The sequence below is a fragment of the Sphingobium sp. 3R8 genome, from assembly GCF_020166615.1.
GTDB lineage: Bacteria > Pseudomonadota > Alphaproteobacteria > Sphingomonadales > Sphingomonadaceae > Sphingobium > Sphingobium bisphenolicum.
The window spans coordinates 1-24,468 of record NZ_JAIQXR010000002.1 but is presented as its reverse complement, the minus strand read 5'-3'; the positions used below and the strand labels follow the sequence as shown (position 1 = coordinate 24,468).

The following is a 24,468-nucleotide window of genomic DNA, read 5'->3' as shown; positions in this document are numbered from 1 at the left end:
ATGGATTTCGGAACAACCATTTCATAATCGCTCTCGATATGGCATTCGTGCCAATCGCCCCCTCGGCACCGCGTGCACCACCTGCGCCTAAGCGACGGTGAACGCGGCACGGAAAGCGTCGAGCGCGACGGCGGGATCGCCCGATGCCCAGCCTTCCAGCCCGACAACGCCGTCATAGCCCATGTCTGCCAGCGCGCGTGCGATTGCGGGATAGTTGATCTCGCCCGTTCCAGGTTCACAGCGGCCCGGCACGTCGGCAACCTGGATCTCACCGATATAGGGCAGCGCCTGGCGGCATAGCTCGATCAGATTCCCCTCACCGATCTGCGCGTGATAAAGGTCGAGCATCAGGCGAAGCGAGGGGCTATCGACGAATGCGATCAGCTCCAGGCATTCGGCTGCCCTGCCGAACGGCACGCCAGGATGGTCGACAGCGGCGTTCAGATTCTCCCGCACGAAGGTCACGCCGGCTTCCTCGCCCAGGTCGGCACAGCGTGTCGCCCGCCTGCAGCCACATGACGCCCGTCACTTCGGTCGCCGGTCGCGGCGGCAGGCCGTCGCCGCCTAGCCCGGTGCCGTGCAGGTTGAGGCGGGGCACGCCCAGCCGTTTGGCGACCGCCACAGATTTGCGCGCCGTCGTCAGCAATTCATCGGCGCCGTCGCGGTCAGCGAGGCGACCGCGGACGTAGCCCGTCATCGATGAGAAGGTGGCGCCGCTCGCCGCCAGCGCGTCGATATCGTAGCGCGTCCAATCCCATATCTCCACCAGGAACCCGGCTGCATCGATCCTGCGCACGCGCTCCAGCGGCGGCAAATCGACGAACAGCATCTCGCTTGACGCCGCGAGCGGAAAGGAGACGCCTGAAAAGCGGCCTTTGTCGGCGCTCATTGGTCGCTCCCGGCTCCAAGTGCCACCACGCTGCCGGTGCGCGCGGACTGTTCTGCTGCCTGTGCAAGCAGCAGCGCCCCGACGCCGTCGTGCTGGTCCGCCAGCGGCGTCGCCTTGCCTTCCACCATGTCGGCGAAATGGTCCATCTCGATTCGATAGGCGTCGGCATAGCGGTCGAGGAAGAAGTTTTCGAACGGTGCCTTCTTCGCACCTGGCTCGGTCCAGCTTTCTACTGTGGTTTCCAGCACATTGTCGGCGCGAATCAGTCCCCTGGACCCGAAGGCTTCGATTCGCTGGTCATAGCCATAGCCGCTGCGCCGACTGTTGGAGATGACGCATAGCTTGCCCGTGACGGTGCGCAGGATGATCTTGGCGCTGTCAAAGTCGCCAGCCGCGCCGATTTCCGGATCGACCAGCACTGAGGCCGAGGCAAAGACACTCTCGATCTCCTCGTCCAGCAGCCAGCGCGCCATATCGAAATCGTGAATCGACATGTCCTTGAAGATGCCACCCGAAGTTTTGATGTAGGCTGGCGGTGGCGGAACGGGATCGTGGCTGATGATATGGAGCGTCTCCAGCGCGCCCACCGCGCCTTGTGACAGTTGCGCGCGCAGGCTGGAGAAATTCGGGTCGAAGCGGCGATTGAAGCCGAGAAGCACCTTCGGCCCGACTTCCTCCAGTTCCTTCAACGCCCCCAGTGCGCGATCGACATCCTGATCGAGCGGCTTTTCGCAGAAAACATGCTTCCCGGCCCGGGTCGCGGCGAGCGTGTAATCGAGGTGCGTGTCGGTCGAACTCGCGATCACGACGCCAGCAACCTCGGGGTCGGCCCAGACCTGCTCTACGTCGGCGCTCTGCGCAGCATGCATCCGCGCCAGCCCAGCGGCATCGCCATAAGGGTCGACGACATATTTCAGCGACAGTCGCGCATTTCCCGCCGCGTTGGCGGCGTGGATCTTGCCGATCCGACCGGCCCCGATGACCGCAATAGCATTCATGTCCGACCCTCATAAAAATAGAATTTATATTCCGTCAATCTAGCCATCGGATGTCCCGTTGGAAAGGGGAATATATCCAAAACATACCACATCGCCCGGAAATTAATAGAATTAATATTCTATTTCTTTATTGACAGATATTCCCGTTCCTATAGCCTGCACGGGAGAGGAAAATGCGATGGCCGAAATGATCGGATTCACCGTGTCGGCGCGACAGGCGAGGCTGCTGCGTTCGAAAACAAGGCGCTTGGCCATTTTGCTGTTCCTCGCCTATGCTTCCCTCATCACTATCTTCCAGGGTGTGCAGAACATCTTGCTGCCCCCCGTCGTGCAACGGCTTGCGCCTGACGCCAAGGTGTCGACGATGGCGCTGCTGATCACCCTCGCATCGGTCACCACGGTCATCTCGCTTTTTGCGGGGGGCATCGTGTCGGATCGGACGCGATCGCGCTGGGGGCGGCGGACGCCGTCGCTGGTGCTCTCGTGGCTCGCCAGCGTCATCCTGATGCCGATCATGGGCATCGCCGACTCCATCGTGCTCCTGGCGGTGGTGCTGCCCATGCTGTGGTTCGCGCTCAACTATTACCAGTCGGTTCTTCTGGCCGCGCTGCCCGATCGCATCGCGAAGGATGAACTCGGCTTCGCATCGGCCGCGATCGGCCTCGGCGCGCCGGTCGGAATCTTCTGCGGCGTCAATCTGGCGGCATTCGCGTCGAACACGCTCGCAGGCTACATTCTTCTGGCGGTTCCCTTCACGATCCTGACCTGGACACTGGTATTGCTGGAACCGGAGGCATCGTCGGTCGACATGCCGGTCCCGCCCCGACATCCCATGTCACTGACCAACTTCCTAGCGCAATTCTCCAGCGTTCGGGAACGCAATTTCGCGCTGGCGCTCGCGTCGCGCTTTCTGATGTTCCTGTGCTATTTTGCGGTCAGCGGGTATATGTTCTACATCGTGCAAGATTATATTGGTGCGGAGAATACACCCTTTGGCAGCGCCGCAGCGGGGGTCAGCATCCTGCTGAGCGTGATGACGGTCACTTGGCTGGTGGTCACGTTCGGATCGGGATATTTCGCCGACCGGATTGGTCGCACCGCGCTTGTCGTCGCACTCGCTTCCTTCGCCGCCGCGATCGTCACCCTGCTGCCAGCGGCAAGCGCGAGCTGGCCAATTATGCTCGCTTTCGCTCTTGGCATCGGGCTGACCTTCGGCGCCTATTTCGTACTGGACCTAAAGCTTGCCACCCTCGTCCTGCCGACGCCGGAGACCGCCGGACGCGACCTAGGTATCCTTCTTGCGGCGGGGTCCGCCCCCGGGGTCATCTCCCCTGCGATCGCTGCGTCGATCATCGAAGCCGGCGGCTATCCGGCGTTGTTTGTTTTCGGCGCGGCAATCGCCGCGCTGGCGGGCGTGTGCGCGATCCGGATTCGCATCGCGCGCTGAACGCAAAGCGCGGTTCAAACATTGCAAGCTTGCAGTAATTGTTCTATTAATATATATTATAGAAATATCATTCTGGAGTTGGTCTCGACATGCAAGTGGTGACGGAACGGTCGTATCTCGACGCGTCGACGGTCGACAGCGCAGCTGGCTGGGCGCCTATCGATGCGATGATCCGCGACGTGGTCGATCGCGGGCTGCTCAGTGGCGCCGTAACGCTGGCTTGGCATGGCGGCGGACTGGCGCATGACTCGGTAATCGGATGGCAGGACGTGGCCACGACCACGCCGATGCGGCGGGATACCATTTTCCGGCTTTTCTCTATGACCAAGCCGGTCATGGCGGCTGCGATGATGATCCTGCGTGATGAAGGGCGGTGGGCACCCGAGGACCGGCTGGAGGACCATCTTCCGGAGCTTGCAGGGTTGCAGGTGCTGCGCGGCGTCGACGAGGACGGCGTTGCAATTCTCTCACCGCCGCGAAACCCGCTGCTGATCGAGCATGTAATGACGCATCGCGCCGGTTTTACCTATGGCTTCAGCGACGAGCCAGTCGATCGCGCGTTCCGCGCGGCGGGAGTCCCAAGCCTCCCGCACAGCCTGCCGCTTGCCGACTATCTCGCGCGGCTCGCGCGCGCGCCGCTCGCTTTCGATCCGGGCACGGGATGGCGTTACGGCGTCGCCATGGATGTGCAGGGGGCCTTGGTCGAGCGGCTGAGCGGTGTGTCGCTCCGCGACTTTATGATGGAACGAATTTTCGCGCCGCTCGGGATGGTCGATACCGACTTCCTCGTGCCGGAGCCAAAACGCGACCGCTTCGCCAGCCTGTATGTGCTGCCGGGCGACGCCCTGGTGGAAGCGAGCGTCGACGGGCCGATGCCCTACGACAACATGGCGCATGTCCCGGCGCGCGACCTCGTGCTGCCCTACGAGCGCAGTCCCGCCTTTGCGTCTGGGGGCGGGGGGCTGGTGTCGACGGCGGGCGACTATCTGCGCTTTGCACGGATGCTGCTCAATCGGGGCGAACTCGAAGGCGCGCGCATTCTGAGCGCCGGGGCGGTCGCGGAGATGACGCGCAGCCACACGCCATCAGACCTCCTGACCGGCGAATTCGGCACGGCACCGCATGTCCTGCGTCCAGGCTACGAATATGCCTATAACGGTGTGGTCGTCACCGATCCGGTGGCGGCGGACGTTCGCCTGGGACGCGACACCTATTTCTGGGACGGGGCGGCGGGGTGCTGGTTCTGGATCGACCCGACCAACGATATTGCGTTCGTTTGCCTGATCCAGCTGCTGGCGGATGCCGAGCGTCTGTCACTGCAATTCCGCAGCCGCGGGCTGGTGGCCGATATCCTGTCAGCCAAAGCGGGCCAGTGGCAACAAGGGGGAGAAGTCGGATGAGCGAAACAGTGGCTGCGGCCAGACCTCTGGACCTCATCGCCCTGGGCCGGTCCAGCGTCGACCTTTATGGCGAGCAGATCGGCGGTCGGTTGGAGGACATGGGTAGCTTCGCCAAATATATCGGCGGCAGTCCTACGAATACGGCGGTGGGCGCTGCGCGGCTGGGGCTGAGGACGGGGTTGATCACCCGTGTCGGCGCTGACCATATGGGACGCTTCATCCGCGAGGAACTCCAACGCGAAGGCGTGGACGTGTCAGGCGTGGTCAGTGATCCCGATCGCCTGACCGCGCTCGTCCTCCTCGGCATCCGCGATCCCGACAGCTTCCCGCTGATCTTCTATCGCGAAAACTGTGCGGACATGGCGCTGTGCGAAGCGGATATCGACCCGGAATTCGTCGCTTCGGCCGGCGCGCTTCTCATCAATGGCACGCATCTGTCGCGCCCCGACGTGCGCGCCGCGAGCCTCAAGGCGGCGCGGGCGATCAAGGCCGCTGGCGGACAGGTGATCTTCGATATCGACTATCGGCCAGTGCTGTGGGGGTTGGCGCAAAAGGACAATGGCGAGGACCGTTTTGTCGCGAGCGCGGTCGTGACCAGCAAGCTGCAAAGCGTGCTGCCGCTTTGCGACCTGATCGTCGGCACCGAGGAGGAGATTCATATTCTAGGCGGCACGACCGATACGCTGGCGGCGCTGCGGACGATCCGGGCGGCTACTGACGCGTTGCTGGTCTGCAAGCGCGGCGCCGACGGGTGCGTGGCTTTTCCGGGCACCATACCGGACAGCCTCAATGGCGGCATCGTCGGGCGCGGTTTCCCGATCGAGGTGTTCAACGTGCTGGGCGCGGGCGACGCCTTCATGGCCGGGTTCCTGCGCGGCTGGCTGCACGGCGAATCGTTCGAGACCTGCTGCACCTATGCCAATGCGTGCGGCGCGCTTGTCGTGTCGCGCCACGGCTGCGCGCCCGCCGAACCAAGCTGGGCGGAATTGCAGACGTTCCTCGGGCACGCTGACTGGCCGCGGCGCCTGCGCGATAGCGTGGTGCTGGAACAGGCGCACTGGTCGACCAACCGTCACCCGGATTATCCGGACCTGAACGTCCTCGCGATCGACCATCGCAGCCAGTTCGCCGAGATGGTCGAGGCGCTGGGAACTGAAAACCTCGACCGCGTGCCGCGATTCAAGGAACTGGCACTACATGCGCTGGAGCGTGTGGCGTGCGAGAATCACGGCTTTGGCCTGCTGGCCGACAGCCGCTACGGTTCCCGCGCGCTGGAGGCGGCGGCGGACACGCCCTATTGGATCGGCCGACCGATCGAGTTGCCCGGCTCGCGTCCCCTGCAATTCGAGGGTGGACGCGAAGCGGCGACGATCCTGGCCGACTGGCCGCTCGACCATGTCGTCAAGTGCCTGGTTTTCTATCATCCTGACGACGCACCAGCGCTGCGCGAGGCCCAGGATCGCCAGATCTTGCGGCTGTTCGAGGCATGCCGACACACGCGGCACGAATTGCTGCTGGAGGTGATCGCATCCAAGCATGGCTCGATAACTACCGCGACAATGGCTGATCTGGTGGACCATTTCTATGCGCTTGGCGTATATCCGGACTGGTGGAAACTGGAGCCGGCTAGTGAACCGGCGGCCTGGACTGCGGTGGAGGCGGTGATCCGCAAGCATGATCCCCATTGCCGTGGTATCCTGCTGCTGGGTCTGGCCGCTACGCAGGACGCACTTATCACCAGCTTCGCCGCGGCGGCGAACAGTTCGATGGTAAAGGGTTTCGCCGTCGGACGGACGATCTGGGCAGAACCGGCAGCACGATGGCTGCGGGGCGTCATCAATGATGAGCAGGCTGTAGACGAGATGGCTGCAAATTTTCACGCGTTGGTGATGGGCTGGCGGACAGCCCGTGCGAAGCAGGCCGCATGAGTGCCTTAACGATCCGATTGACGACTGCGCAGGCGCTGGTGCGCTGGATGGCGGCGCAACATGTCGCCACTGACGCAGGCGAGGTGCCGTTCTTCGCCGGCATATGGGCGATCTTCGGCCATGGCAATGTCGCAGGGCTGGGCGAGGCGCTGGCCGACGTCGGCGACACGCTGCCAACCTACCGCGCACACAACGAACAGGGCATGGCCCACGCCGCCATCGCGTTCGCAAAGGCGCACCGGCGCGAGCGGGCGATGGCCTGCACCACCTCAGTCGGGCCAGGCGCCACCAACATGGTGACCGCCGCCGCGCTGGCGCACGTCAATCGCCTGCCTGTCCTGTTCCTGCCCGGCGACGTCTATGCCAGCCGTCGCCCCGATCCTGTGCTCCAGCAGATCGAGGATTTCGGTGACGGTACGGTCAGCGCGAACGACTGTTTCCGCCCGGTCAGCCGCTATTTCGACCGCATCACCCGGCCCGAGCAGATACTCGACGCGGCGCCGCGTGCGATGGCGGTGCTGACCGATCCGGTATCCGCAGGGCCGGTGACGCTGGCTTTGTGCCAGGACGTGCAGGCGCAAGCCTATGACTGGCCGGAAAGCTTTTTCGTGCGGCGCGTGTGGCGGCGGCGGCGGCCCCGGCCCGACGAGGGGGAAGTTAGTGCGCTGGTGGACGCGATCCGCGCGGCGGAGCGCCCGCTGATCGTCGCTGGCGGCGGCGTCCTCTATTCGCGCGCCGAAGCCGCGCTGGCGGCGTTGGCGCAGGCAACGGGTGTACCCGTCGCAGAGACCCAGGCGGGCAAGGGCGCGCTGGCATGGGATCAGCCCGAGGCGCTCGGTGCGATCGGTGTCACCGGCACCAGCGCCGCCAATCGGGCGGCGGCGGCGGCGGACCTGGTGATCGGCATCGGCACGCGATTGCAGGATTTCACCACCGGCTCACGCACGCTGTTCGGCGGCACGCTATATCAGGTCAACGTCGCTCCGCACGACGCGGCGAAACACCATGCGCACGCCGTGGTCGGCGATGCCCGCGCGGTGATCGAGGCATTCGCGACGCAACTGGAAGATTGGCAGGTGCCGACCGACTGGCGCGAGGCCAATGCCGCTGCGTTGACGACATGGAACATCGCCTTCGAGGCCGCGACAGCGCCCGGTGACACGCTGCCGTCGGACGCACAGGTGATCGGTGCGGTGTGGCGACAGGCGAACGATGACGCGGTGGTCGTCAGCGCAGCAGGCGGCCTGCCCGGCGAGTTGCACAAGCTGTGGCGCACGCACCGGCCGGGCGGCTATCATGTCGAATACGGCTTTTCCTGCATGGGTTACGAGATCGCAGGCGGGCTGGGCGTGAAGATGGCCGATCCTTCGCGCGACGTGGTCGTGATGGTTGGCGACGGCAGCTATCTGATGCTCAATTCGGAACTGGCGACCTCGGTCATGCTGGGACTGAAGGTCACGGTCGTGCTGCTCGACAACCGCGGCTATGGCTGCATCAACCGATTGCAGCAGGCGACCGGCGGACGGCCGTTCAATAACCTGCTCGCCGATACGCGGCACGACATGCTGCCTGCGATCGACTTCGCCGCCCATGCCCGCAGTCTGGGCGCGGGGGCGGAGAAGGTGGCGAGCCTGGCCGAACTCGATGCCGCGCTGGCGCGCGCCGCGGCGTCACCGATCAGCTATGTCGTCGTGATCGATACCGATCCGGTTCCGACGACGGCGGCCGGCGGCCACTGGTGGGATGTCGCCGTTGCGGAGGTGTCCACACGCCTGGACGTGCTGACAGCGAGAGCGCACTACGAGGATTCCAGGAAGGGACAAGTGAAATGACGATCCGTTGGGGTGCCAGCCCGATCGCCTGGGCCAATGATGACCTGCCCGAACTGGGCGGCGACACGACGCTCGACGCGCTGCTGACCGATGTGAAGGAGATCGGTTTTGACGGTGTCGAACTCGGCAACAAATTCCCGCGCGACGCCGCCACGCTGAAGCCGATCATGGCGGGGTACGGTCTCGACATCGTCGGCGGCTGGTATTCATCCAGCCTGCTGACCCGCGACGCCGATGCCGAGATCGAAGCGATGGCGGATCATCTCGCGCTGCTGGAGGCAATGGGATCGAGCGTGTTCATCCTCGCCGAAACCTCCAACGCGGTGCACGGCGACCGGTCGAGCCGGCTCGACACCCACCCGCAGCTTGCCGACGATGCGTGGGTGCGTTTCGGCCAGCGGCTGGATGCGGTCGCGGCCCATGTCAATGAACGTGGCTTGCGCTTCGCTTACCATCATCATTGCGGCACCGTCGTCGAGACCGCCGCCGAACTCCGCCGTTTCTTCGCGGTGACCGGCGACCATGTCGGACTGGTGCTTGACACCGGCCACGCATATTGCGGCGGCATCGACCCGCTCACGGTCGTGCATGAGCGGCTGGAACGCGTGAACCACGTCCACTGCAAGGATGTGCGCGCCGCCCGGCACCAGGCGTTCCTCGCCGACGGCAGTAGCTTTCTCGACGGGGTGGTCGGCGGCATGTTCACGACGCCGGGCGATGGCGATTACGACTTTGCGCCGTTCATGCGGGCGCTGGCCGGGGTCGACTATACCGGCTGGATCGTTATCGAGGCGGAGCAGGATCCTGCGATCGCCAATCCCCGCACGTACCAGCAGCTGGGCCTCGACACGCTCAGGCGTCTCGCCCGCGATGCCGAGCTGGTCATATGAGCCTGCGCGTTCGCAGCCAAACGCCCGACGCCAGCGGCGTCGTGCTGGACATCACGCCGGAGAGCGCGGGCTGGCGCTATGTCGGCTTTCGGGTCGTCAGGCGGATGCCCGGCCAGGCCTATGACGGGATTGAGCATGGCCGTGAGGCCTGCCTCGTCATTCTATCGGGCACGATCGACGTCATCGGCAACAATGAGCGATTCACGGGCGTCGGTGGACGCAAGGACGTGTTCAACGGCCCGGCCAGCTCGGTCTATGTGCCGGCAGGAACGCCCTATCGGATTGAGGCGGGCAGCGTTGCCGAGATCGCCATCTGCACCGCACCCGCCACGGGCAAGGGCCGACTGCGCCTGATCCCGCCGGAGGATGTCGGCCTGGAAACGCGAGGGCAAGGCACCAACACCCGCTTCGTGCGCAACATTCTCGACGACAAGGCGGAGGCCGAGAGCCTGCTCGTGGTCGAAGTGATAACCCCCGGCGGGCATTGGTCGAGCTATCCGCCGCACAAGCATGATCGCGACGCCTATCCCGAGGAGACCTTCCTCGAGGAGACCTATTATCACCGCTTGTCGCCACCGCAGGGCTTCGCCTTTCAGCGCGTCTACACCGACGACCGTTCGATCGACGAGACGATCGCGGTCGAGGATGGCGACGTCGTCATGGTGCCGCGCGGCTATCATCCGGTGGGGGCCGCGCATGGCTACGACCTCTATTATCTGAACGTGATGGCAGGCCCGCGTCGTAACTGGGTCTTCGCCAACGACCCGGCGCACGCATGGATCGTGCGCGCTCCCGTGACAGACAACGCAACAGGAGAGTGACGATGGCTCTAGACCCCATATTGCAGCAGATGCTCAATCAGATGCCGATCCCCGCGTCAGAGAAATTGGATATCGCGGCCTACCGCGCGGCGGCTGAGGCGTTCCGCCCGATGATGGTCGGACCCGAGGGGCCGATAGCCGTGGCATCGATTGAGGATCGCACGCTGTCCGGACCGCGCGGTGACATTGCCATACGCATCTATCGCCCCAGCGGCGCGGTCGAAGGCACGCTTCACCACTATTATGGTGGCGGCTGGTCGGTCGGCAACATCGACATCATCGATCCGATCGCGCGACGGCTGGCGCGCGACCTGTCGATGGTGGTGGTGACGAGCAATTATCGCCTTGCGCCGGAGAATCCCTTCCCGGCGGGTCTCGACGACTGTCTCGTCGCGGCGCGCTGGACGCTCGATCATGCCGGGGAACTAGGCGGCGGCGATCAGCCGGTGGTGGTGAGCGGAGAGAGCGCCGGCGCCAATCTCGCCGCCGTCGTGGGGCTCGTGCTGCGCGATGAGCGGCCGGGCAGAAGCTTCGACGCCCAGTTGCTCGTCCATCCGGCGGTGGACCTGCGCGACACCAGCTTTCAACGCGCCTCGGTCCTGGCGGATGCAGACCCCTCGCTGCGCAGCCATTCGCTCCGCCAGCTTTATCCCTTGTACAGCGCCGGGCACGACCACGCCGACCCGCGCCTCTCGCCGCTGGCGGCGGACGACCTGTCCGGGCTGCCGCCGGCAGTGATCGCCGTCCTGACGGTCGATCCGCTGCGCGACGAGGCCGTGGAATATGCCGATCGGCTGCGTGCCGCCGACGTGCCGGTGGAGCTGATCGAGTTCGGTAACCTGACCCACGGCTTCACGGGCCTCACGGTCGTGGTGCCTGCGGCGGATCGCGCGTTCACGCGAACTTTGGCCGGATTACGACACATGCTCGCGCGCAAGAGCGCGACGACCGCCCGGTCCTGACCCCCCTTCAAGGAGAAAGACATGATTACGTCCCCCGTCCGCGAGGTGGAGCATTTTATCGGCGGCGCGTCCGTGCGATCCTCCTCCGGCCGCGCCGCCGACGTGTTCGATCCCAACACCGGGCAGGTCCAGGCGGGCGTCGGGCTGGGCGGGGCCGCCGATCTGGACGCGGCGGTCGCTGCGGCACAGGCGGCGCAACCGGCGTGGGCCGCGGTCAATCCGCAGCGGCGCGCACGGGTGATGTTCGCCTTCAAGCAGCTGGTGGAAACGGAGATGGAGTCGCTCGCGCGGCTGCTCGCCTCCGAACATGGCAAGGTGGTCAGCGACGCCAAAGGCGACATCCAGCGCGGCCTTGACGTGGTCGAGTTCGCCTGTGGCATCCCGCACCTTTTGAAGGGCGACTATACCGAGGGTGCCGGGCCGGGAATCGACGTCTATTCGATGCGCCAGCCGATCGGTATCGGCGCGGGGATCACGCCGTTCAACTTCCCAGCGATGATCCCGCTGTGGATGAGCGCGGTGGCGATCGCATGCGGTAACGCCTTCATCCTGAAACCATCGGAGCGCGACCCGTCGGTGCCGGTGCGTCTCGCCGAACTGTTCAGCGCGGCGGGCCTGCCCGATGGCATTTTTCAGGTCGTGCACGGCGACAAGGAGATGGTGGACGCGATCCTCGATCATCCCGCGATCGGCGCGGTCAGCTTCGTCGGCTCGTCCGACATCGCCCAATATGTCTATTCACGCGGCGTCGCGGCGGGCAAGCGCGTGCAGGCGATGGGCGGGGCCAAGAACCACGGCATCGTCATGCCCGACGCCGACCTCGACCAGACCGTCGCTGACCTGTGCGGCGCGGCGTTCGGCTCGGCGGGCGAGCGCTGCATGGCGTTGCCGGTCGTGGTGCCGGTCGGCGCGGATACAGCAGAGCGGCTGAAGGCGAAGCTGATCCCGGCGATCGCGGCGCTGCGCGTCGGCGTTTCCACCGATGCCGACGCGCATTACGGGCCGGTCGTCACCGCCGAGCACAAGGCGCGGATCGAACGCTGGATCCAGACCGGGGTGGATGAGGGCGCGGAGCTGGTGGTCGACGGCCGCGGCTTCACCCTGCAGGGGCATGAGGACGGTTTCTTCATCGGTCCCAGCCTGTTCGACCACGTTACGCCCGACATGTCCGCCTACCGCGAGGAGATATTCGGTCCGGTGCTGCAAATCGTCCGCGCTTCGAGCTTCGAAGAGGCAATCACGCTACCCTCCAGGCATCAATACGGCAACGGCGTAGCAATCTTCACGCGTAATGGCGATACCGCGCGCGAATTTGCACAGCGCGTCAACGTCGGCATGGTCGGCGTCAACGTGCCCATTCCCGTGCCAGTAGCATATCACAGCTTCGGCGGCTGGAAGCGTTCGGCATTTGGCGATCAAAACCAGCACGGGATGGAAGGCATACGCTTCTGGACCAAGGTCAAGACCATCACCCAGCGCTGGCCTGCCGGCGGCGCAGTCACGGATTCGAGCTTTGTCATGCCGACGATGTTGTGAACACCATTCGTGGCAAGCGACGGCAGTTCGCTTATACCAAAAGTTATTTGGGACTCTTCGCAGATCGGACCAGGGATCACGGACGCCTCGCGTGTGGCCATTGTCGAAGCCAATGGCCTGAGACTTAGGGAAATTGCAACAATTGGTGGTGCGCCATGAGCTTTGATGAACTCAGTCACGTCGTCGGCGTCTCAGAGCCGCCGCTGCTTGAGCATGTGATCGGCGAAGCGCTGGAGCGGGCGACACAGCGCTGGCCGGAGGCCGAGGCGCTCGTATCGCGCCACCAGAATATCCGCCTTTCTTGGGCCGGGCTCAAGGCGGCGGCCGATGCCTTTGCGGCAGGGCTGCTGGCGCTCGGCCTTCGTCCCGGCGATCGGGTCGGCGTCTGGGCACCGAACTGCGCCGAATGGACGATCGCCCAGTTCGCCACTGCCCGCGCCGGCATGATCCAGGTTAACATCAACCCGGCTTACCGCACCTCCGAGCTCGAATATACGCTGCGGAAAGTCGAGGTGAAGGCGCTCGTTTGCGCGGCCTCGTTCAAGACGAGCGACTATGTCGCCATGGTGGAGACGCTGCTCCCGTCGGTTGCAAGCGCGGGCGAGGCCAGGTCGGACCGCTTGCCGGCACTGGCCCATATCATCAAGATCGGCGGCGACCGGCGCCCTGGCTGGCTCGAGTTCGAGGAGGTGGCAGCGCTTCGGACCGACGCATCCGAGCGGGAACTTGTGTCCCTGGCCGCAGGTCTTCAGCCAAACGACCCCATCAATATCCAGTTCACCAGCGGCACCACCGGATCGCCCAAGGGCGCGACGCTGTCGCACAGGAATGTGCTCAACAACGCTTATTTCTGCGGTCTTGCCATGGGCCTGCGGGAGGGCGACCGGCTGTGCGTTCCGGTGCCTCTCTATCACTGCTTCGGCATGGTGATGAGCAACCTGGCCTGCCTCGTTCACGGCGCGACGATGGTCTATCCGTCGCCCGGCTTCGAGCCGCTCGCCGTTCTCGAAGCGGTCGAAGCCGAACGTTGTACCGCGCTGCACGGTGTGCCCACCATGTTCATCGCCGCGCTCGAGCACCCTGAATTCGCTCGTTTCGACCTGTCGAGCCTGCGCACCGGTCTGATGGCCGGATCGCCGTGCCCGGTCGAGGTGATGCGCAAGGTCATGACCCGCATGCATATGCGCGACGTCGGCATAGCCTATGGCATGACCGAGACCAGTCCGGTCAGCTTCCAGACCGCGCTCGATGATCCGATCGAGCGACGCGTCGGCACGATCGGGCGGGTTCAGCCTCACCTTGAGGTAAAGATCGTCAACCCGGACACGGGCGAGACTGTACCGCGCGGCCAGCAGGGTGAGCTGTGCACGCGCGGCTATTCGGTCATGCTTGGCTATTGGGAGGATCCCGAAATGACTGCCGCCGCTGTCCGCGACGGCTGGATGCACACCGGCGACCTCGCCGTCATCGACGAGGCGGGGTACGGCCGCATTGTCGGGCGTATCAAGGACATGATCATCCGCGGTGGCGAGAACATCTATCCGCGCGAGATCGAGGAATTCATCTACAGCCACCCTGCGGTCGAGGATGTGCAGGTGATCGGCGTGCCCGACGCGAAGTTCGGCGAAGAGGTGCTCGCCTGCATCAAGCTTCGCGCCGGTGCGGCGCAAGATGCCGACGAGATCATTGCTTTCTGCCGCGGGAAGATCTCCCACTACAAGGTTCCGCGCTACGTCCGCTTCGTCGAGGCCTTCCCGATGACCGTCTCCGGCAAGGTTCAGAAATATCTGCTGCGCGAAGCGATGATCGCCGATCTCGGGGAGAGCTGAAAACGCCATGCTCAAGCTTTATCATTGCCGGGAGACACGTTCGCTGCGCCCGCTTTGGGCACTGGACGAGATGGAAATCCCCTACGAGCCGGTCCTGCTTCCCTTCCCGCCCAGAGCCCTTGCGAGGGAATATCTGGACATCAATCCGATCGGCACCATTCCCTTCCTGAAGGACGGCGATGTCCGGATGACGGAGTCGACGGCTATCTGCCTGTACCTGACTGCGCGCTACGGTCCGACGCCGCTTGCGCTGTCTCCAGACGAAAAAGACTATCCGCTGTTCCTGAACTGGTTGTTCTACAGCGATGCGACGCTGACTTTCCCGCAAACCATCGTTTTGCGGTACCGGCAGCTCGAAGCGCCTGAGAAGCGAGCCGAACAGCCGGCCGCTGATTATGAAAAATGGTTCAACGGTCGGCTCAGGGCAGTAGAGTCGGCACTGGCGGATCGGGAGTGGCTGTGCGGCGGGCGGTTCACGATCGCGGATATCGCAATTGCCTACGCCTTGTATCTCGCAGACCGCGTTGTCGGTCTTGGGGCGAATTTCGGACCGCACGTCCGCGCTTACCTCGAAAGGGCGTGCGCGCGGCCAGGTTTCAAGCGCGCGAGCATCGTGGACGCGCAGGCGCCCGCCTGGCGCTAGGGCGCGCTTGGGCGGAGAGCATGAAGGCATCGCAGTTCTATCGCGAAGGTTCCGACGATCTCCTTTTCTGCGGCATGGAAACCAGTCAGCGCAAGGGGATCAACCCAACGCTGATCCTCATTTCCGGATAAAAACGTCAAGTCCGCGTCATCTTTTCTAGTTTTGCGAGGAAGAAGCGTTCGCTCCATAATTCCAGCGATTTCGCCTCCGCCGGACGCAGGAATCGCCTGACATCATCAGCGGCGGCCTTCCAGTCGACAGCGGCTATGCTGTTGCCCAACGTGTGCTGCAGCCATGCCATGTCGATCGTGAGGTCTTCCTGCCCCGCCCATGGGCCAGCCTGGATCAGGGCGGCCTCGAGATGCATCAGATTGGGAGACACCCCGTTCGAGACATACCAGGAAAAGTCATACCAATCCCTGCCCTTCAGATATCCTCGGCAAAGAAGTGCATGGATTTTCAGCGCGAGGTTGGAAGGCAGATCCTGATGCCGCACCTCGTAATCGGCGGGAAAATCGAGAAAGGTGCTGGCTTCGCCGGATCGCGGCGGCGGATTGTTGTCGATCTCCAGCTTGATCTTGATCGTCCTGCGACGTCCCGTGCCTGCAAAGGCCAGATCGAGCTGACTTGCGATGGAATCATCCTTGAGCACCGCCTCCCGAACCGCCTTGTCCATCCTCTCCTTGGGCTGGGCGTCAAGCTTCAATCCAAACTGCGCGAAAACCTCGACCAGAATTTTGAGATAGGGAGCCCAGTCGAACTCGGGGTTCGGTGACCGGAGCATAAAATCGAGATCTTCGGAAAATCTAGGCAGGCGGTGCAGAATGCGCAGGCTGGTGCCACCCTGGAAAAGAGCGATATCGAAAAAATCGCCACGCCAGAGCGCGTAGAGAGCGATCTCCTGCACGATCTCCTTGGTCGCATTCTCTTCCTCGACTGCGTTGGTCGCTCCATACTGGCGGAGCTTCTCCTGAATAATTTCAATCATCCGTAAGACGTCCTTTGGCCGCGCCATTGATCGTCAGAATAGCCTCTTCGAGTGAATGGAGGAACATGTTGGCGGCCTTGTGCCTATAAACGGGCCGGAGCGCGTAGAAATCCTTGCGCCTGAGCGATCGCAGCCGGTCCTCGTCGATCCGCATGCCCTCGGTGAGCCAGTCCAGGCCGGACCAATGCTCCTTCCGTAAAGCGACAAGATCGATCAGTGCCCGTAAGGGTTGTGCGACAAATGCCGTGAGCTTGCCGAACTTTTCGCGATCCACGCTCGTCAGGAATTGGTATTTCTGGAGCGCAAGCGGGTGAAAGCTGAATTGTCCGTAGGATGGCGTATCATGGGTGATCGTCTTTCGGCCGGGTGAAACGCTTGCCGTGGTGAAGACGGCCTCCGGAATCCAGCCATGGTAGGCCAGAGCCGTCTCGAAAGAGACGTAACTGCCCGGCAGGAGCGCCTGCGCCACGACAAAGGGATGGATGGCATCGTTGCTGGTGCGCCGACCGAGCAAATAGGTGGCCCGTTTGAGACGGATCAACGAACCGTCCTTCAGCGCCCTATGAACCAGAGCATAGCGGCGGGCATCGCTGCCGCCCAGAAGGTCACGAAGCTGACCTTCACTGAAGATCCGATCAGCAAGGCTTGATTGTGTGACCTGATCAGCAAGCGCGTTCATAAAATTCCAGATACTTTCAAATAGTGAAAGTTTCAAGAATTTCTCGAAACGGCGTGAGTGATATCTTCCTGTCCAACACAGCCTCGCCGAATCACCTGCCGACGCACATGATTTTGGAGGCTTGGGGACTCACATCATTCCGACAAAAAGTCCCAAGGTATCGAGCATGGTATCGCCCCGTGATGACTCTCAAAAAATGGCGGTTTTCTGCGTCGGAACAGGCCGTTTTTGAGTCCTCTTCTGGCACCAATACTGGCTCTGGATACGTCCAGATAAGTCCAGTAAGCGGCTGGTTTCACAGCATTTCTTGACCGAGAATCGCCAGACACCGTCCGGCGAAATCCGTCTAGAGGCATGTGCAGCGACCACAAATGCTGCCCTTTTTGTTGCCCTCGGATCGACCCGGCCTTGCTGGGAAAACGACCATGCTGACCTACATCCAGATCAATGCCGCCAAGCCGAGAGCGAAGGCTTGGAACCTATCTTCGGATCACCGATAGGGCGAAGGATGTCATCAAGTCCGGCGGCGAATGGATTAGCTCGATCGATATCGAGAATGTCGCGGTCGCCTGTCCGGGCGTGCGCTTTGCCGGCGTGATCGCCGTCTATCATCCGAAATGGGAAGAGCGTCCCCTGCTGGTCGTCGAGCCTCAGCCGGGCGCTGTAGTTACGCCCGACGAGGTACGGTCATTTCTTTCGGAGCGGATCATCAAATGGTGGCTGCCCGATACGATCCTGATTTCCGACATGCCGCTCACCGCGACCGGGAAGGTAGATAAAAAGCGCCTGCGCGAAATACACGCCAAGCAACCATCTCACAGCGAAGGAATTGTTCATGCCGAGTAACCCGATCGACGGCTTTGAGGTCGATCCGGCAAGTCTCGCGTCGATCGGCCGGGACCTGCAGCGCCCCGAATGCATCCTCGCCGAAGCCGACGGCACGATATGGTCCGCCGATGCGCGCGGCGGCGTGGTGCGGATCGCCACCGATGGTTCGCAGACGCTGATCGCCCAGGGGGACGCCGTCCCGGCGAGCGCGACCGAACAGTTCACGCGGATAGTCAACGACACCCTGCCCAACGGCATGGCCTTCGCGCGCAACGGCGACATACTGATCGCTAATTTTGGCACCGACCGGCTCGAAGTGATGAAGCGTACGGGGGAGAGCTCCGTCCTGTATGATGCCATCAACGGCAGGCCGTTCGGGCGGGTGAACTTCGTCCTGCGCGATAGCCGCGACCGGCTGTGGCTGACCGTGTCGACCCGTGTGCCCGACCTTATCATGTCGATGACCCCTTCGGTGCGGGACGGCTACATCGCGCTCGCCGACGAAAAGGGGATCCGCATCGTTGCCGACGGCCTCCATTTCACAAACGAAATCCGCCTCGATGCCAAAGAAGAGTGGCTCTACGCCGTGGAAACGTGCGGAATGAGGGTCACCCGATTCCGCGTCGCCGACGATGGCGCGCTCAACAGCCGCGAAACTTACGGCCCGGACAATCATGGCCGGATGATCGACGGTATCGCCTTCGACAGTTTCGGCAATCTCTGGGGCACGCACATCTTTACTGATCGGATCTTCGCGATCACTCCGGATGGCGATCTGCGTATCATCCTGGACGACGACCGCGACTCCGAAGCTGGACGGCAATTGCTCCAGGCCTATGCCGAGGAGCGGCTCACGCCAGAGCTAATGCTTGCCTGCGGCAGCGCGCTGGCGCCGTGGATGGCGAGCGTCACGTTCGGCGGGCCGGACCTCAGCACCGTTTATATCGGCAGCCTGAGAGGCACGACGATTCCCTTCTTTCGTTCGCCCGTGGCTGGGGCGCCCCCGGTCCACTGGGCCGATCAACGTCTGGAGCGCCGCTGATGACGACGAGCCTCGGCTTGGCGGGAAAGCGCGTTCTCGTGACCGGCGCCGCCAGTGGGATCGGACTAGAGACGGCACGATTGCTAGCAGAGGAACAGGCCGTCCTCATTCTGATGGATCGCGACCAAGAGGCGCTCGCGAGCATCACCCGCGAACTCGGCGCGGTGGCGAGTGCTGGCGGCGACGTGACGCGGGAACAGGATTGCGAGGCGATGGTCGCTGCGGCGACCGCCGCGGCCGGTGGCCTCGACGGGCTGGTGCATTGCGCCGGTGTCAGCGACCGCGTCGCGAAGGCCTTCGAGATCGATATCGACGAGTGGCAACACATAGTCGATGTCACGCTTCGCGGCACCTTCCTCGCCTGCCGCGCCGCAGCCCGCGTGATGATGCCGCAGCAGCGCGGATCGATCGTAGCGATGTCGTCCATAAGAGGCCTGATCGGTAGTCCGCGGCGCCACGCTTACGGCCCTGCCAAGACGGCGGTTGCGATGATGGCCAAGAATCTCGCCTGCGAATGGTCGTTAAGCGGGGTTCGCATCAATGCGGTAGCGCCGGGCTTCATCCGGACGCCGATGACTGACCGTCTAATCGCGGAAGGCAAACTTGACGAGAAGCTCCTCACCGATCGCACGCCGATGGGCCGGCTGGGGGCGCCAGCCGAGATCGCGCGCGCGACCGCGTTCCTGCTGTCGGACTGGTCAAGCTACATTACTGGCGTGACGTTGCCCGTCGATGGCGGATGGGTCGCCTATGGCGGCGCCGGTCCAGTCGAAACGCATTGACCATGTTCGTCACAGCATTTTGCAAAACAGGAGAGCCCTCGTGAAGCTGGCGACATTTATCAAGGACGGTCAGGCGGTGCCTGGCGTCGTCGCCGATGGTGGCGATGCGCTGATCGACATCGTAGCGGCCGCCACTGCTCAGACCGGCTCGGCGCCACGTCATCTCGCCAGCATCCAAGCCATTGTCGAGGCGGGCGATATGGCGCTCGCCGATCTTCGTACCATCGTTCGCCAGTCCGGGACGGATCATCGGGTCGCCCTCGCCGATGTGCGGCTGCTCGCGCCGATACCGCGCCCTGTACAGATCCGCGACTTTCTAGCCTTCGAGAAGCACATGATTCAGGCCTATGACGGCATACGCCGGCTTCGGGCGAGCCTGGCGGACGATCCGCCAGCCTACATGGAGATGATGGAACGCAAGGGTATCCTTCGCGTGCCCGACGCCTGGTACGAGAACCCGCTATACTATCGTGTAAATCCTGCAAATGTATGTGGAACCGGCACCGACGTGCACTGGCCGGCTTACAGCAACAAGATGGATTTCGAGTTCGAGTTCGCCTGCGTCATCGGCAAGCGAGGCAAGGATATTAGCGTCACCGACGCGCGAAGCCATATTTTCGGCTACATGATATTCAATGACCTGTCCGCGCGCGATGAACAGGCACGAGCCATGCCTGGGCAGATGGGGCCGGGCAAGGGCAAGGATTTCGATAATTCCAAGCCCATGGGACCGTTCCTGGTGACAGCGGACGAGATCGGCGACCCTTATGCGCTCGCCATGACCGCGCGCCTGAATGGTGAATTGTTTGTCACGGCCTCCTCGTCCGAAATGAATTGGCGGTTTGAGGAACTCATTGCTTACATCTCGCAATCGGAAACCCTTGAGCCTGGGGAGATCTTCGGATCGGGCACGGTCGGTGACGGATGCACTATCGAGACTGGCCGGGTGATAGCTGACGGCGACGTCGTAGAACTCGAAATGGAAAAAATCGGCGTTCTGCAAACGCGCTTCATCGCCAATGCGCACGAAGGCGTACGGCGCGTTTCTGTCATGCCGCACAACGTTGTCGGCGACGTGAGCGCCGTCGCATGACCCAGAACAAATCCGGCTGCGACATCACGATTGCGCAACTCGACTGGGATCGAGCGCTTGTCTGGCACTTCAAGGAGCACGCTACGCATGCCCGGTAACAAACAGGTCCTCGTTGCGGGCCGACCTGCGGCCATTCCGCAGGCCGAGCATTTCGAGATCGTCGACAACGAACTGCCTGCTGCCGCACTAGGCGAAATACTGGTCCGCAACCTTTTCCTCTCGGTCGATCCCGCCATGCGGGGCTGGCTGGCCGATACCAGCAACTATTCCCAACCGATTGAAATCGGATCGGTAATGCGCTCGTTGGCGGTGGGCGAGATTGTCGAAAGTCACGTGCCCGGCTTCGTGGCGGGTGAACGAGTAAAGGGTTGGTTCGGGTGGCAGCAGTTCGCTGCCGTGACGTCGGATGCGGTGATCCGCAAAGTCGAGGATTTCGATCTGGCGCCGTCGCTCGCCTTGGGCATTCTCGGTCTCAACGGCGTCACCGCCTTGCTGGGCCTGGAGAAAGTCGGGCGGCCGAATGCCGGCGATACGGTCGTCGTTTCGACCGCCGCAGGTGCGGTCGGCTCAGCAGTTGGTCAGATCGCCAAGCTTCTCGGCTGCCGGACGGTCGGCATAACGGGCGGGCCGGAGAAGCTTGCCATCTGTCGCGATGAGTTCGGTTACGACGTGGCGATCGACTATCGGGCCCCCGACCTCGATCGGAGCTTGGCTGCTGCCTGCCCGCAGGGCGCAAATGTCTATTTCGACAATACGGCTGGCCCGATCAGCGATGCGGTCTATCGGCAACTCGCGCTTCGTGCTCGCGTCGTCACCTGCGGAACGGCCTCCGTGGCGTCCTGGAGCCCTGCCCCGAGCGGTCCGCGCGTCGAGCGCATCGTCATGACGCGACGCGCGCAGATCGGCGGATTCGTGGTTCTAGACTATATGGACGAGTTCAAGTCCGCCGGCGTTCGGCTCGCCCAGTGGGTGCGCGAGGGAAAGTTGAAGTATCGCGAGGAGATCGTGAACGGGATCGAGCAGTGTCCCGGCGCAATCGCCGACCTCTACCATGGCCGTAACTTCGGCAAGCGGCTTATCCGGCTGGTCTGATGGCGGATCTGGCGAAATCCACTCCCGCGTCGGGGCCACTGGCGGGCCTGCGCGTGATCGAGTTTGCGGGCATCGGCCCCGGTCCGCATTGCGCGATGCTTCTGTCGGACATGGGCGCCGACGTTCTCCGTGTCGATCGCGAAGGTGGAAATGGTTGGCCAAATCCAGTCGTTGATCGTGGACGGGCTACTGCGGTCGTCGATATTCGCAGTGCTGAAGGGCGCGCATTTTGCCTCGACGCGAGTGACCATGCCGACGTTGTGATCGAGGGCTTTCGTCCGGGGGTCATGGAACGCTTGGGCCTCGGCCCCGAGGTGATGCGTAAGCGCAATCCGCGCCTGATCTATGGCCGGATGACGGGCTGGGGACAGGATGGGCCGCTCGCATCTACCGCCGGACACGACATCAACTATATCGCGCTGTCCGGCGCACTGGCGGCGATCGGAAAGCTTGGCGCCCCGGCGACTGTGCCTTTAAACCTCGTTGGCGACTTTGGCGGCGGCTCCATGTTCCTCGCCGTTGGAATATTGAGCGCCTTGTGGGAGCGTGGGCGATCTGGCGAGGGACAGATTGTGGACGCGGCTATCGTCGACGGGGTGGCCTCGCTGATGACCATGTTCGCCGGCCTTCTCCCTGCAGGACGCATATCGCTCGCACGGGAAGATAATGTCCTCGGCGGCGCGGCACCTTACTATCGCACCTACCTTTGCGGCGACGGTAGGGAGATTTCCGTCGGTGCCATTGAACCCCAGTTTTTCGCAGCATTTCTCGAGAAGCTTGGGCTTGACGCTTTCTTGCCGGATCAGCACCGCAAGAAGCGCTGGGGTGCTTTGACACAGTCGTTGGAAAAGATCTTTCTCACGCACCCGAGAAGCTATTGGACGGAATTGTTTGCAGGGACCGACGCCTGCGTAGCGCCTGTATTGGAACTGCACGAAGCATTTTCCCAGCCGCATTTGCAGGCGAGAAACTCCTACGAAATGCGCGACGGCGTCATGCACGCGAGGCCCGCTCCCCGCTTCTCCCGCACGCCGAGCGCGATCCGTGGCTCAGCCGACGGCGCGAACCTGCTTGCCGGTTGGAAGGCCGCGAGTTCAACCGAGGCAACCGCTGCGACGGGCACACATAGCGTGCACGAGGATCAGTCCGACAAACCAGAGGAAATCGACCTGTGACTATCACGCCCGACAGACAGGCAATCGACGTCGGCATTCTCGTGTCTGACATCGATCGTAGCCTCGCTTTCTACCAGACGATTCTCGGCCTCGAAAAGGTCGAGGAAATCGAGGTTTGGTTCGGTCGCTTTCACCGCCTCCGCTTCGGCGAGAGCTTCGTCAAGCTCGTCGATCCGCTTGTGCCTGCAGCCGCCAACCGGCCGAAAATCGAGGACCAGAGGGGCATCCGCTATTTGACCTTCCCCGTCCGAAACATCGACCAGATTTGCGCCACTTGCGAGCAGGCTGGAGTGCCGTTCGAAAAGCACAGGTTCGAGCTTCGTCCGGGGGTGTTCATTGCGATGGTCCGCGACCCTGACGGCACGATCATCGAATTCGTTGAACGGCGATAAGCTCTATTACGCTCACTCCAGACCGGTCGAGCCAACCCCTGCAGTATAGGAACACCTCATATGGCACAGCCTCGCAAGGTCATTATCTCCTGCGCCATCACCGGATCGATTCACACGCCGTCGATGTCGCCCTTCCTTCCGATCACCGCCGCAGAGATCTCAGAGTCGGCGATTGGTGCGGCGGCAGGCGTCAGCGCGCTTGGGCTCCAATCGCTGCTTAATGCTTTTCGGGATTACCAAAAGGACGTCGAAAACCTGATCCCGGCTCCGGTTGAGACCCTAGCCGGTGCAGTTGGCGAGGGCATGGCAGGCGCGAAGGTCGAACTCGATCGGGACGATGAAAGCGCCCAGAGCATTCTCCTTTGGTATCCAAGCGTGACCGCCGAGTCCGATGGCTACATCCGAAAAGCCGTCAAAATAGAATCCGGGGCCAAATCCGCTCTCGACCCTCATGCCCGCCATAGTGTCGTCCCTTATCTCGCCGATGATCTGCCCGGCCTCGATCTAACGGTCGCCAACGTGACCATCGTCGAAGCGGAACGGACCTTCTGGGACAAGGTCGTCATTCTCCATGGCCTGCGCCGCTGGTTCGACGCCCGGCAGGTTCTGCGTGCGGGTGGCCAGCGCGTCTCACGCCACTATTACGACATACATCAACTGATGATCGCCGGAACGGGCGCTTCTGCGATGGCCAACCCCGAGCTCGGAAGGGATTGCGTCGCGCACGCCCGGATGTTCTTCAATAGCCGCGACCTCGATCTCGCCCATGCTGAGCCCGGCAGCTTCTCCATGACGCCGACCGATGCGATGATCGCTGACCTCCGCCGCGACTATGGTGCCATGGCCGGCATGATCTTCGGCGATGTGCCCGACTTCGATGCCGTCCTCGCGACCGTCGAAACACTCCAGCGCTCGCTGAACGAACCGGCTGCATAATTATTACGGGCGGCTTCGCTCTTTGTCCGAAATTTGTAGGCGTATTTCAGACAAAGAGCAGCCGGATGCCCGAAAAGACTCGAACGATCCCGTCATTCGGGTCCAAGCTCGTTTACCGGCGCCCAGATACCCAATGATTTGATCGGCATAGCACGGCCCAATGATGTCCTTCTGAGGCATCTTGTTAACTGCGCAATTCGCCATCTAGGATTAGTGGTTTCACGAATGCTTCCGACCAAAATGCGTCGTTTGCCAAGCGGGCCTCGAATGGCAGCGTCTGCCATAA

The 24,468-nt window shown here is 62.8% G+C and carries 24 protein-coding genes; 18 read left to right on the top strand and 6 right to left on the bottom strand.

The features are described from left to right. Positions 1 to 87: 87 nt before the first annotated feature. From K9B33_RS02035 to K9B33_RS02020, 4 genes are all read right to left on the bottom strand, one after another. On the bottom strand, positions 88 to 456 hold the full coding sequence (locus tag K9B33_RS02035; protein WP_318011075.1) for a TIM barrel protein: 369 nt from the start codon (positions 454 to 456) through the stop codon (positions 88 to 90). Next, on the bottom strand, positions 365 to 889 hold the full coding sequence (locus K9B33_RS02030) for a hypothetical protein (protein ID WP_224546321.1): 525 nt from the start codon (positions 887 to 889) through the stop codon (positions 365 to 367). The genes K9B33_RS02035 and K9B33_RS02030 overlap by 92 nt, the downstream gene beginning before the upstream one ends. Further along, positions 886 to 1,887 carry an inositol 2-dehydrogenase gene (gene iolG / locus K9B33_RS02025; RefSeq protein WP_224546320.1) on the bottom strand — a complete coding sequence of 334 codons (1,002 nt, stop codon included), beginning with the start codon at positions 1,885 to 1,887 and terminating at the stop codon, positions 886 to 888. The genes K9B33_RS02030 and iolG overlap by 4 nt, the downstream gene beginning before the upstream one ends. A 111-nt stretch (positions 1,888 to 1,998) precedes the next feature. Beyond that, positions 1,999 to 2,142, bottom strand: a complete 144-nt coding sequence (locus K9B33_RS02020; protein ID WP_224546318.1) for a hypothetical protein — start codon at positions 2,140 to 2,142, stop codon at positions 1,999 to 2,001. A 1-nt stretch (position 2,143) separates the two neighbouring features. On the opposite strand from K9B33_RS02020, the gene K9B33_RS02015 reads away from it, so the two are divergent. The 10 genes from K9B33_RS02015 to K9B33_RS01970 all read left to right on the top strand — a co-directional run bounded on the left by K9B33_RS02015 (position 2,144) and on the right by K9B33_RS01970 (position 15,175). Next, positions 2,144 to 3,334: an MFS transporter gene (locus tag K9B33_RS02015; RefSeq protein ID WP_224546317.1), complete on the top strand. Its 1,191-nt coding sequence runs from the start codon at positions 2,144 to 2,146 to the stop codon at positions 3,332 to 3,334. Between the two features lie 89 nt (positions 3,335 to 3,423). Beyond that, entirely contained in the window at positions 3,424 to 4,734 is a 1,311-nt protein-coding gene (locus K9B33_RS02010) for a serine hydrolase domain-containing protein (protein ID WP_224546316.1), read from the top strand. Next, complete coding sequence (locus tag K9B33_RS02005) at positions 4,731 to 6,662, top strand: bifunctional 5-dehydro-2-deoxygluconokinase/5-dehydro-2-deoxyphosphogluconate aldolase (RefSeq protein ID WP_224546315.1); 1,932 nt, start codon at positions 4,731 to 4,733, stop codon at positions 6,660 to 6,662. The genes K9B33_RS02010 and K9B33_RS02005 overlap by 4 nt, the downstream gene beginning before the upstream one ends. Further along, the gene (gene iolD / locus K9B33_RS02000) at positions 6,659 to 8,494 is read left to right on the top strand and encodes a 3D-(3,5/4)-trihydroxycyclohexane-1,2-dione acylhydrolase (decyclizing) (protein ID WP_224546314.1); all 1,836 of its coding nucleotides are present in this window, start codon (positions 6,659 to 6,661) and stop codon (positions 8,492 to 8,494) included. Before K9B33_RS02005 ends, iolD begins: the two co-directional genes overlap by 4 nt. Further along, entirely contained in the window at positions 8,491 to 9,384 is an 894-nt protein-coding gene (gene iolE / locus K9B33_RS01995; protein ID WP_224546313.1) for a myo-inosose-2 dehydratase, read from the top strand. The genes iolD and iolE overlap by 4 nt, the downstream gene beginning before the upstream one ends. Then, positions 9,381 to 10,205 (top strand): 5-deoxy-glucuronate isomerase, encoded by an 825-nt coding sequence (gene iolB, locus K9B33_RS01990; protein ID WP_224546312.1) that lies wholly within the window; start codon positions 9,381 to 9,383, stop codon positions 10,203 to 10,205. Before iolE ends, iolB begins: the two co-directional genes overlap by 4 nt. 2 nt (positions 10,206 to 10,207) lie before the next feature. After that, on the top strand, positions 10,208 to 11,167 hold the full coding sequence (locus tag K9B33_RS01985; RefSeq protein ID WP_224546311.1) for an alpha/beta hydrolase: 960 nt from the start codon (positions 10,208 to 10,210) through the stop codon (positions 11,165 to 11,167). Positions 11,168 to 11,188: 21 nt separating this feature from the next. Next, positions 11,189 to 12,703 carry a CoA-acylating methylmalonate-semialdehyde dehydrogenase gene (locus tag K9B33_RS01980; protein ID WP_224546310.1) on the top strand — a complete coding sequence of 505 codons (1,515 nt, stop codon included), beginning with the start codon at positions 11,189 to 11,191 and terminating at the stop codon, positions 12,701 to 12,703. Between the two features lie 155 nt (positions 12,704 to 12,858). After that, entirely contained in the window at positions 12,859 to 14,532 is a 1,674-nt protein-coding gene (locus K9B33_RS01975) for an AMP-binding protein (protein ID WP_224546309.1), read from the top strand. Between the two features lie 7 nt (positions 14,533 to 14,539). Continuing rightward, positions 14,540 to 15,175 (top strand): glutathione S-transferase family protein, encoded by a 636-nt coding sequence (locus K9B33_RS01970; RefSeq protein WP_224546308.1) that lies wholly within the window; start codon positions 14,540 to 14,542, stop codon positions 15,173 to 15,175. A 136-nt stretch (positions 15,176 to 15,311) separates the two neighbouring features. On the opposite strand, the gene K9B33_RS01965 is transcribed toward K9B33_RS01970, so the two are convergent. Further along, on the bottom strand, positions 15,312 to 16,163 hold the full coding sequence (locus tag K9B33_RS01965; protein WP_224546306.1) for a nucleotidyl transferase AbiEii/AbiGii toxin family protein: 852 nt from the start codon (positions 16,161 to 16,163) through the stop codon (positions 15,312 to 15,314). Beyond that, the gene (locus K9B33_RS01960; protein ID WP_224546304.1) at positions 16,156 to 16,842 is read right to left on the bottom strand and encodes a hypothetical protein; all 687 of its coding nucleotides are present in this window, start codon (positions 16,840 to 16,842) and stop codon (positions 16,156 to 16,158) included. Before K9B33_RS01960 ends, K9B33_RS01965 begins: the two co-directional genes overlap by 8 nt. Positions 16,843 to 17,289: 447 nt before the next feature. Between K9B33_RS01960 and K9B33_RS01955 the strand changes: the two genes are divergently transcribed. The 8 genes from K9B33_RS01955 (at position 17,290) to K9B33_RS01920 (ending at position 24,182) form a co-directional block, all read left to right on the top strand. After that, on the top strand, positions 17,290 to 17,688 hold the full coding sequence (locus K9B33_RS01955) for an AMP-binding enzyme (RefSeq protein ID WP_224546303.1): 399 nt from the start codon (positions 17,290 to 17,292) through the stop codon (positions 17,686 to 17,688). Further along, complete coding sequence (locus K9B33_RS01950; RefSeq protein WP_224546302.1) at positions 17,678 to 18,712, top strand: SMP-30/gluconolactonase/LRE family protein; 1,035 nt, start codon at positions 17,678 to 17,680, stop codon at positions 18,710 to 18,712. The genes K9B33_RS01955 and K9B33_RS01950 overlap by 11 nt, the downstream gene beginning before the upstream one ends. Further along, positions 18,712 to 19,494 (top strand): SDR family NAD(P)-dependent oxidoreductase, encoded by a 783-nt coding sequence (locus K9B33_RS01945; protein WP_224546301.1) that lies wholly within the window; start codon positions 18,712 to 18,714, stop codon positions 19,492 to 19,494. Before K9B33_RS01950 ends, K9B33_RS01945 begins: the two co-directional genes overlap by 1 nt. Continuing rightward, positions 19,463 to 20,587 (top strand): fumarylacetoacetate hydrolase family protein, encoded by a 1,125-nt coding sequence (locus K9B33_RS01940; protein ID WP_224546300.1) that lies wholly within the window; start codon positions 19,463 to 19,465, stop codon positions 20,585 to 20,587. Before K9B33_RS01945 ends, K9B33_RS01940 begins: the two co-directional genes overlap by 32 nt. 87 nt (positions 20,588 to 20,674) lie before the next feature. Next, on the top strand, positions 20,675 to 21,679 hold the full coding sequence (locus tag K9B33_RS01935) for an NADP-dependent oxidoreductase (RefSeq protein ID WP_224546299.1): 1,005 nt from the start codon (positions 20,675 to 20,677) through the stop codon (positions 21,677 to 21,679). After that, positions 21,679 to 22,854, top strand: a complete 1,176-nt coding sequence (locus tag K9B33_RS01930; protein ID WP_224546298.1) for a CaiB/BaiF CoA transferase family protein — start codon at positions 21,679 to 21,681, stop codon at positions 22,852 to 22,854. Before K9B33_RS01935 ends, K9B33_RS01930 begins: the two co-directional genes overlap by 1 nt. Continuing rightward, positions 22,851 to 23,246, top strand: a complete 396-nt coding sequence (locus tag K9B33_RS01925; protein ID WP_087575460.1) for a VOC family protein — start codon at positions 22,851 to 22,853, stop codon at positions 23,244 to 23,246. The genes K9B33_RS01930 and K9B33_RS01925 overlap by 4 nt, the downstream gene beginning before the upstream one ends. Before the next feature lie 60 nt (positions 23,247 to 23,306). Then, entirely contained in the window at positions 23,307 to 24,182 is an 876-nt protein-coding gene (locus tag K9B33_RS01920) for a nucleotidyl transferase AbiEii/AbiGii toxin family protein (RefSeq protein ID WP_224546297.1), read from the top strand. Positions 24,183 to 24,468: the final 286 nt, after the last annotated feature.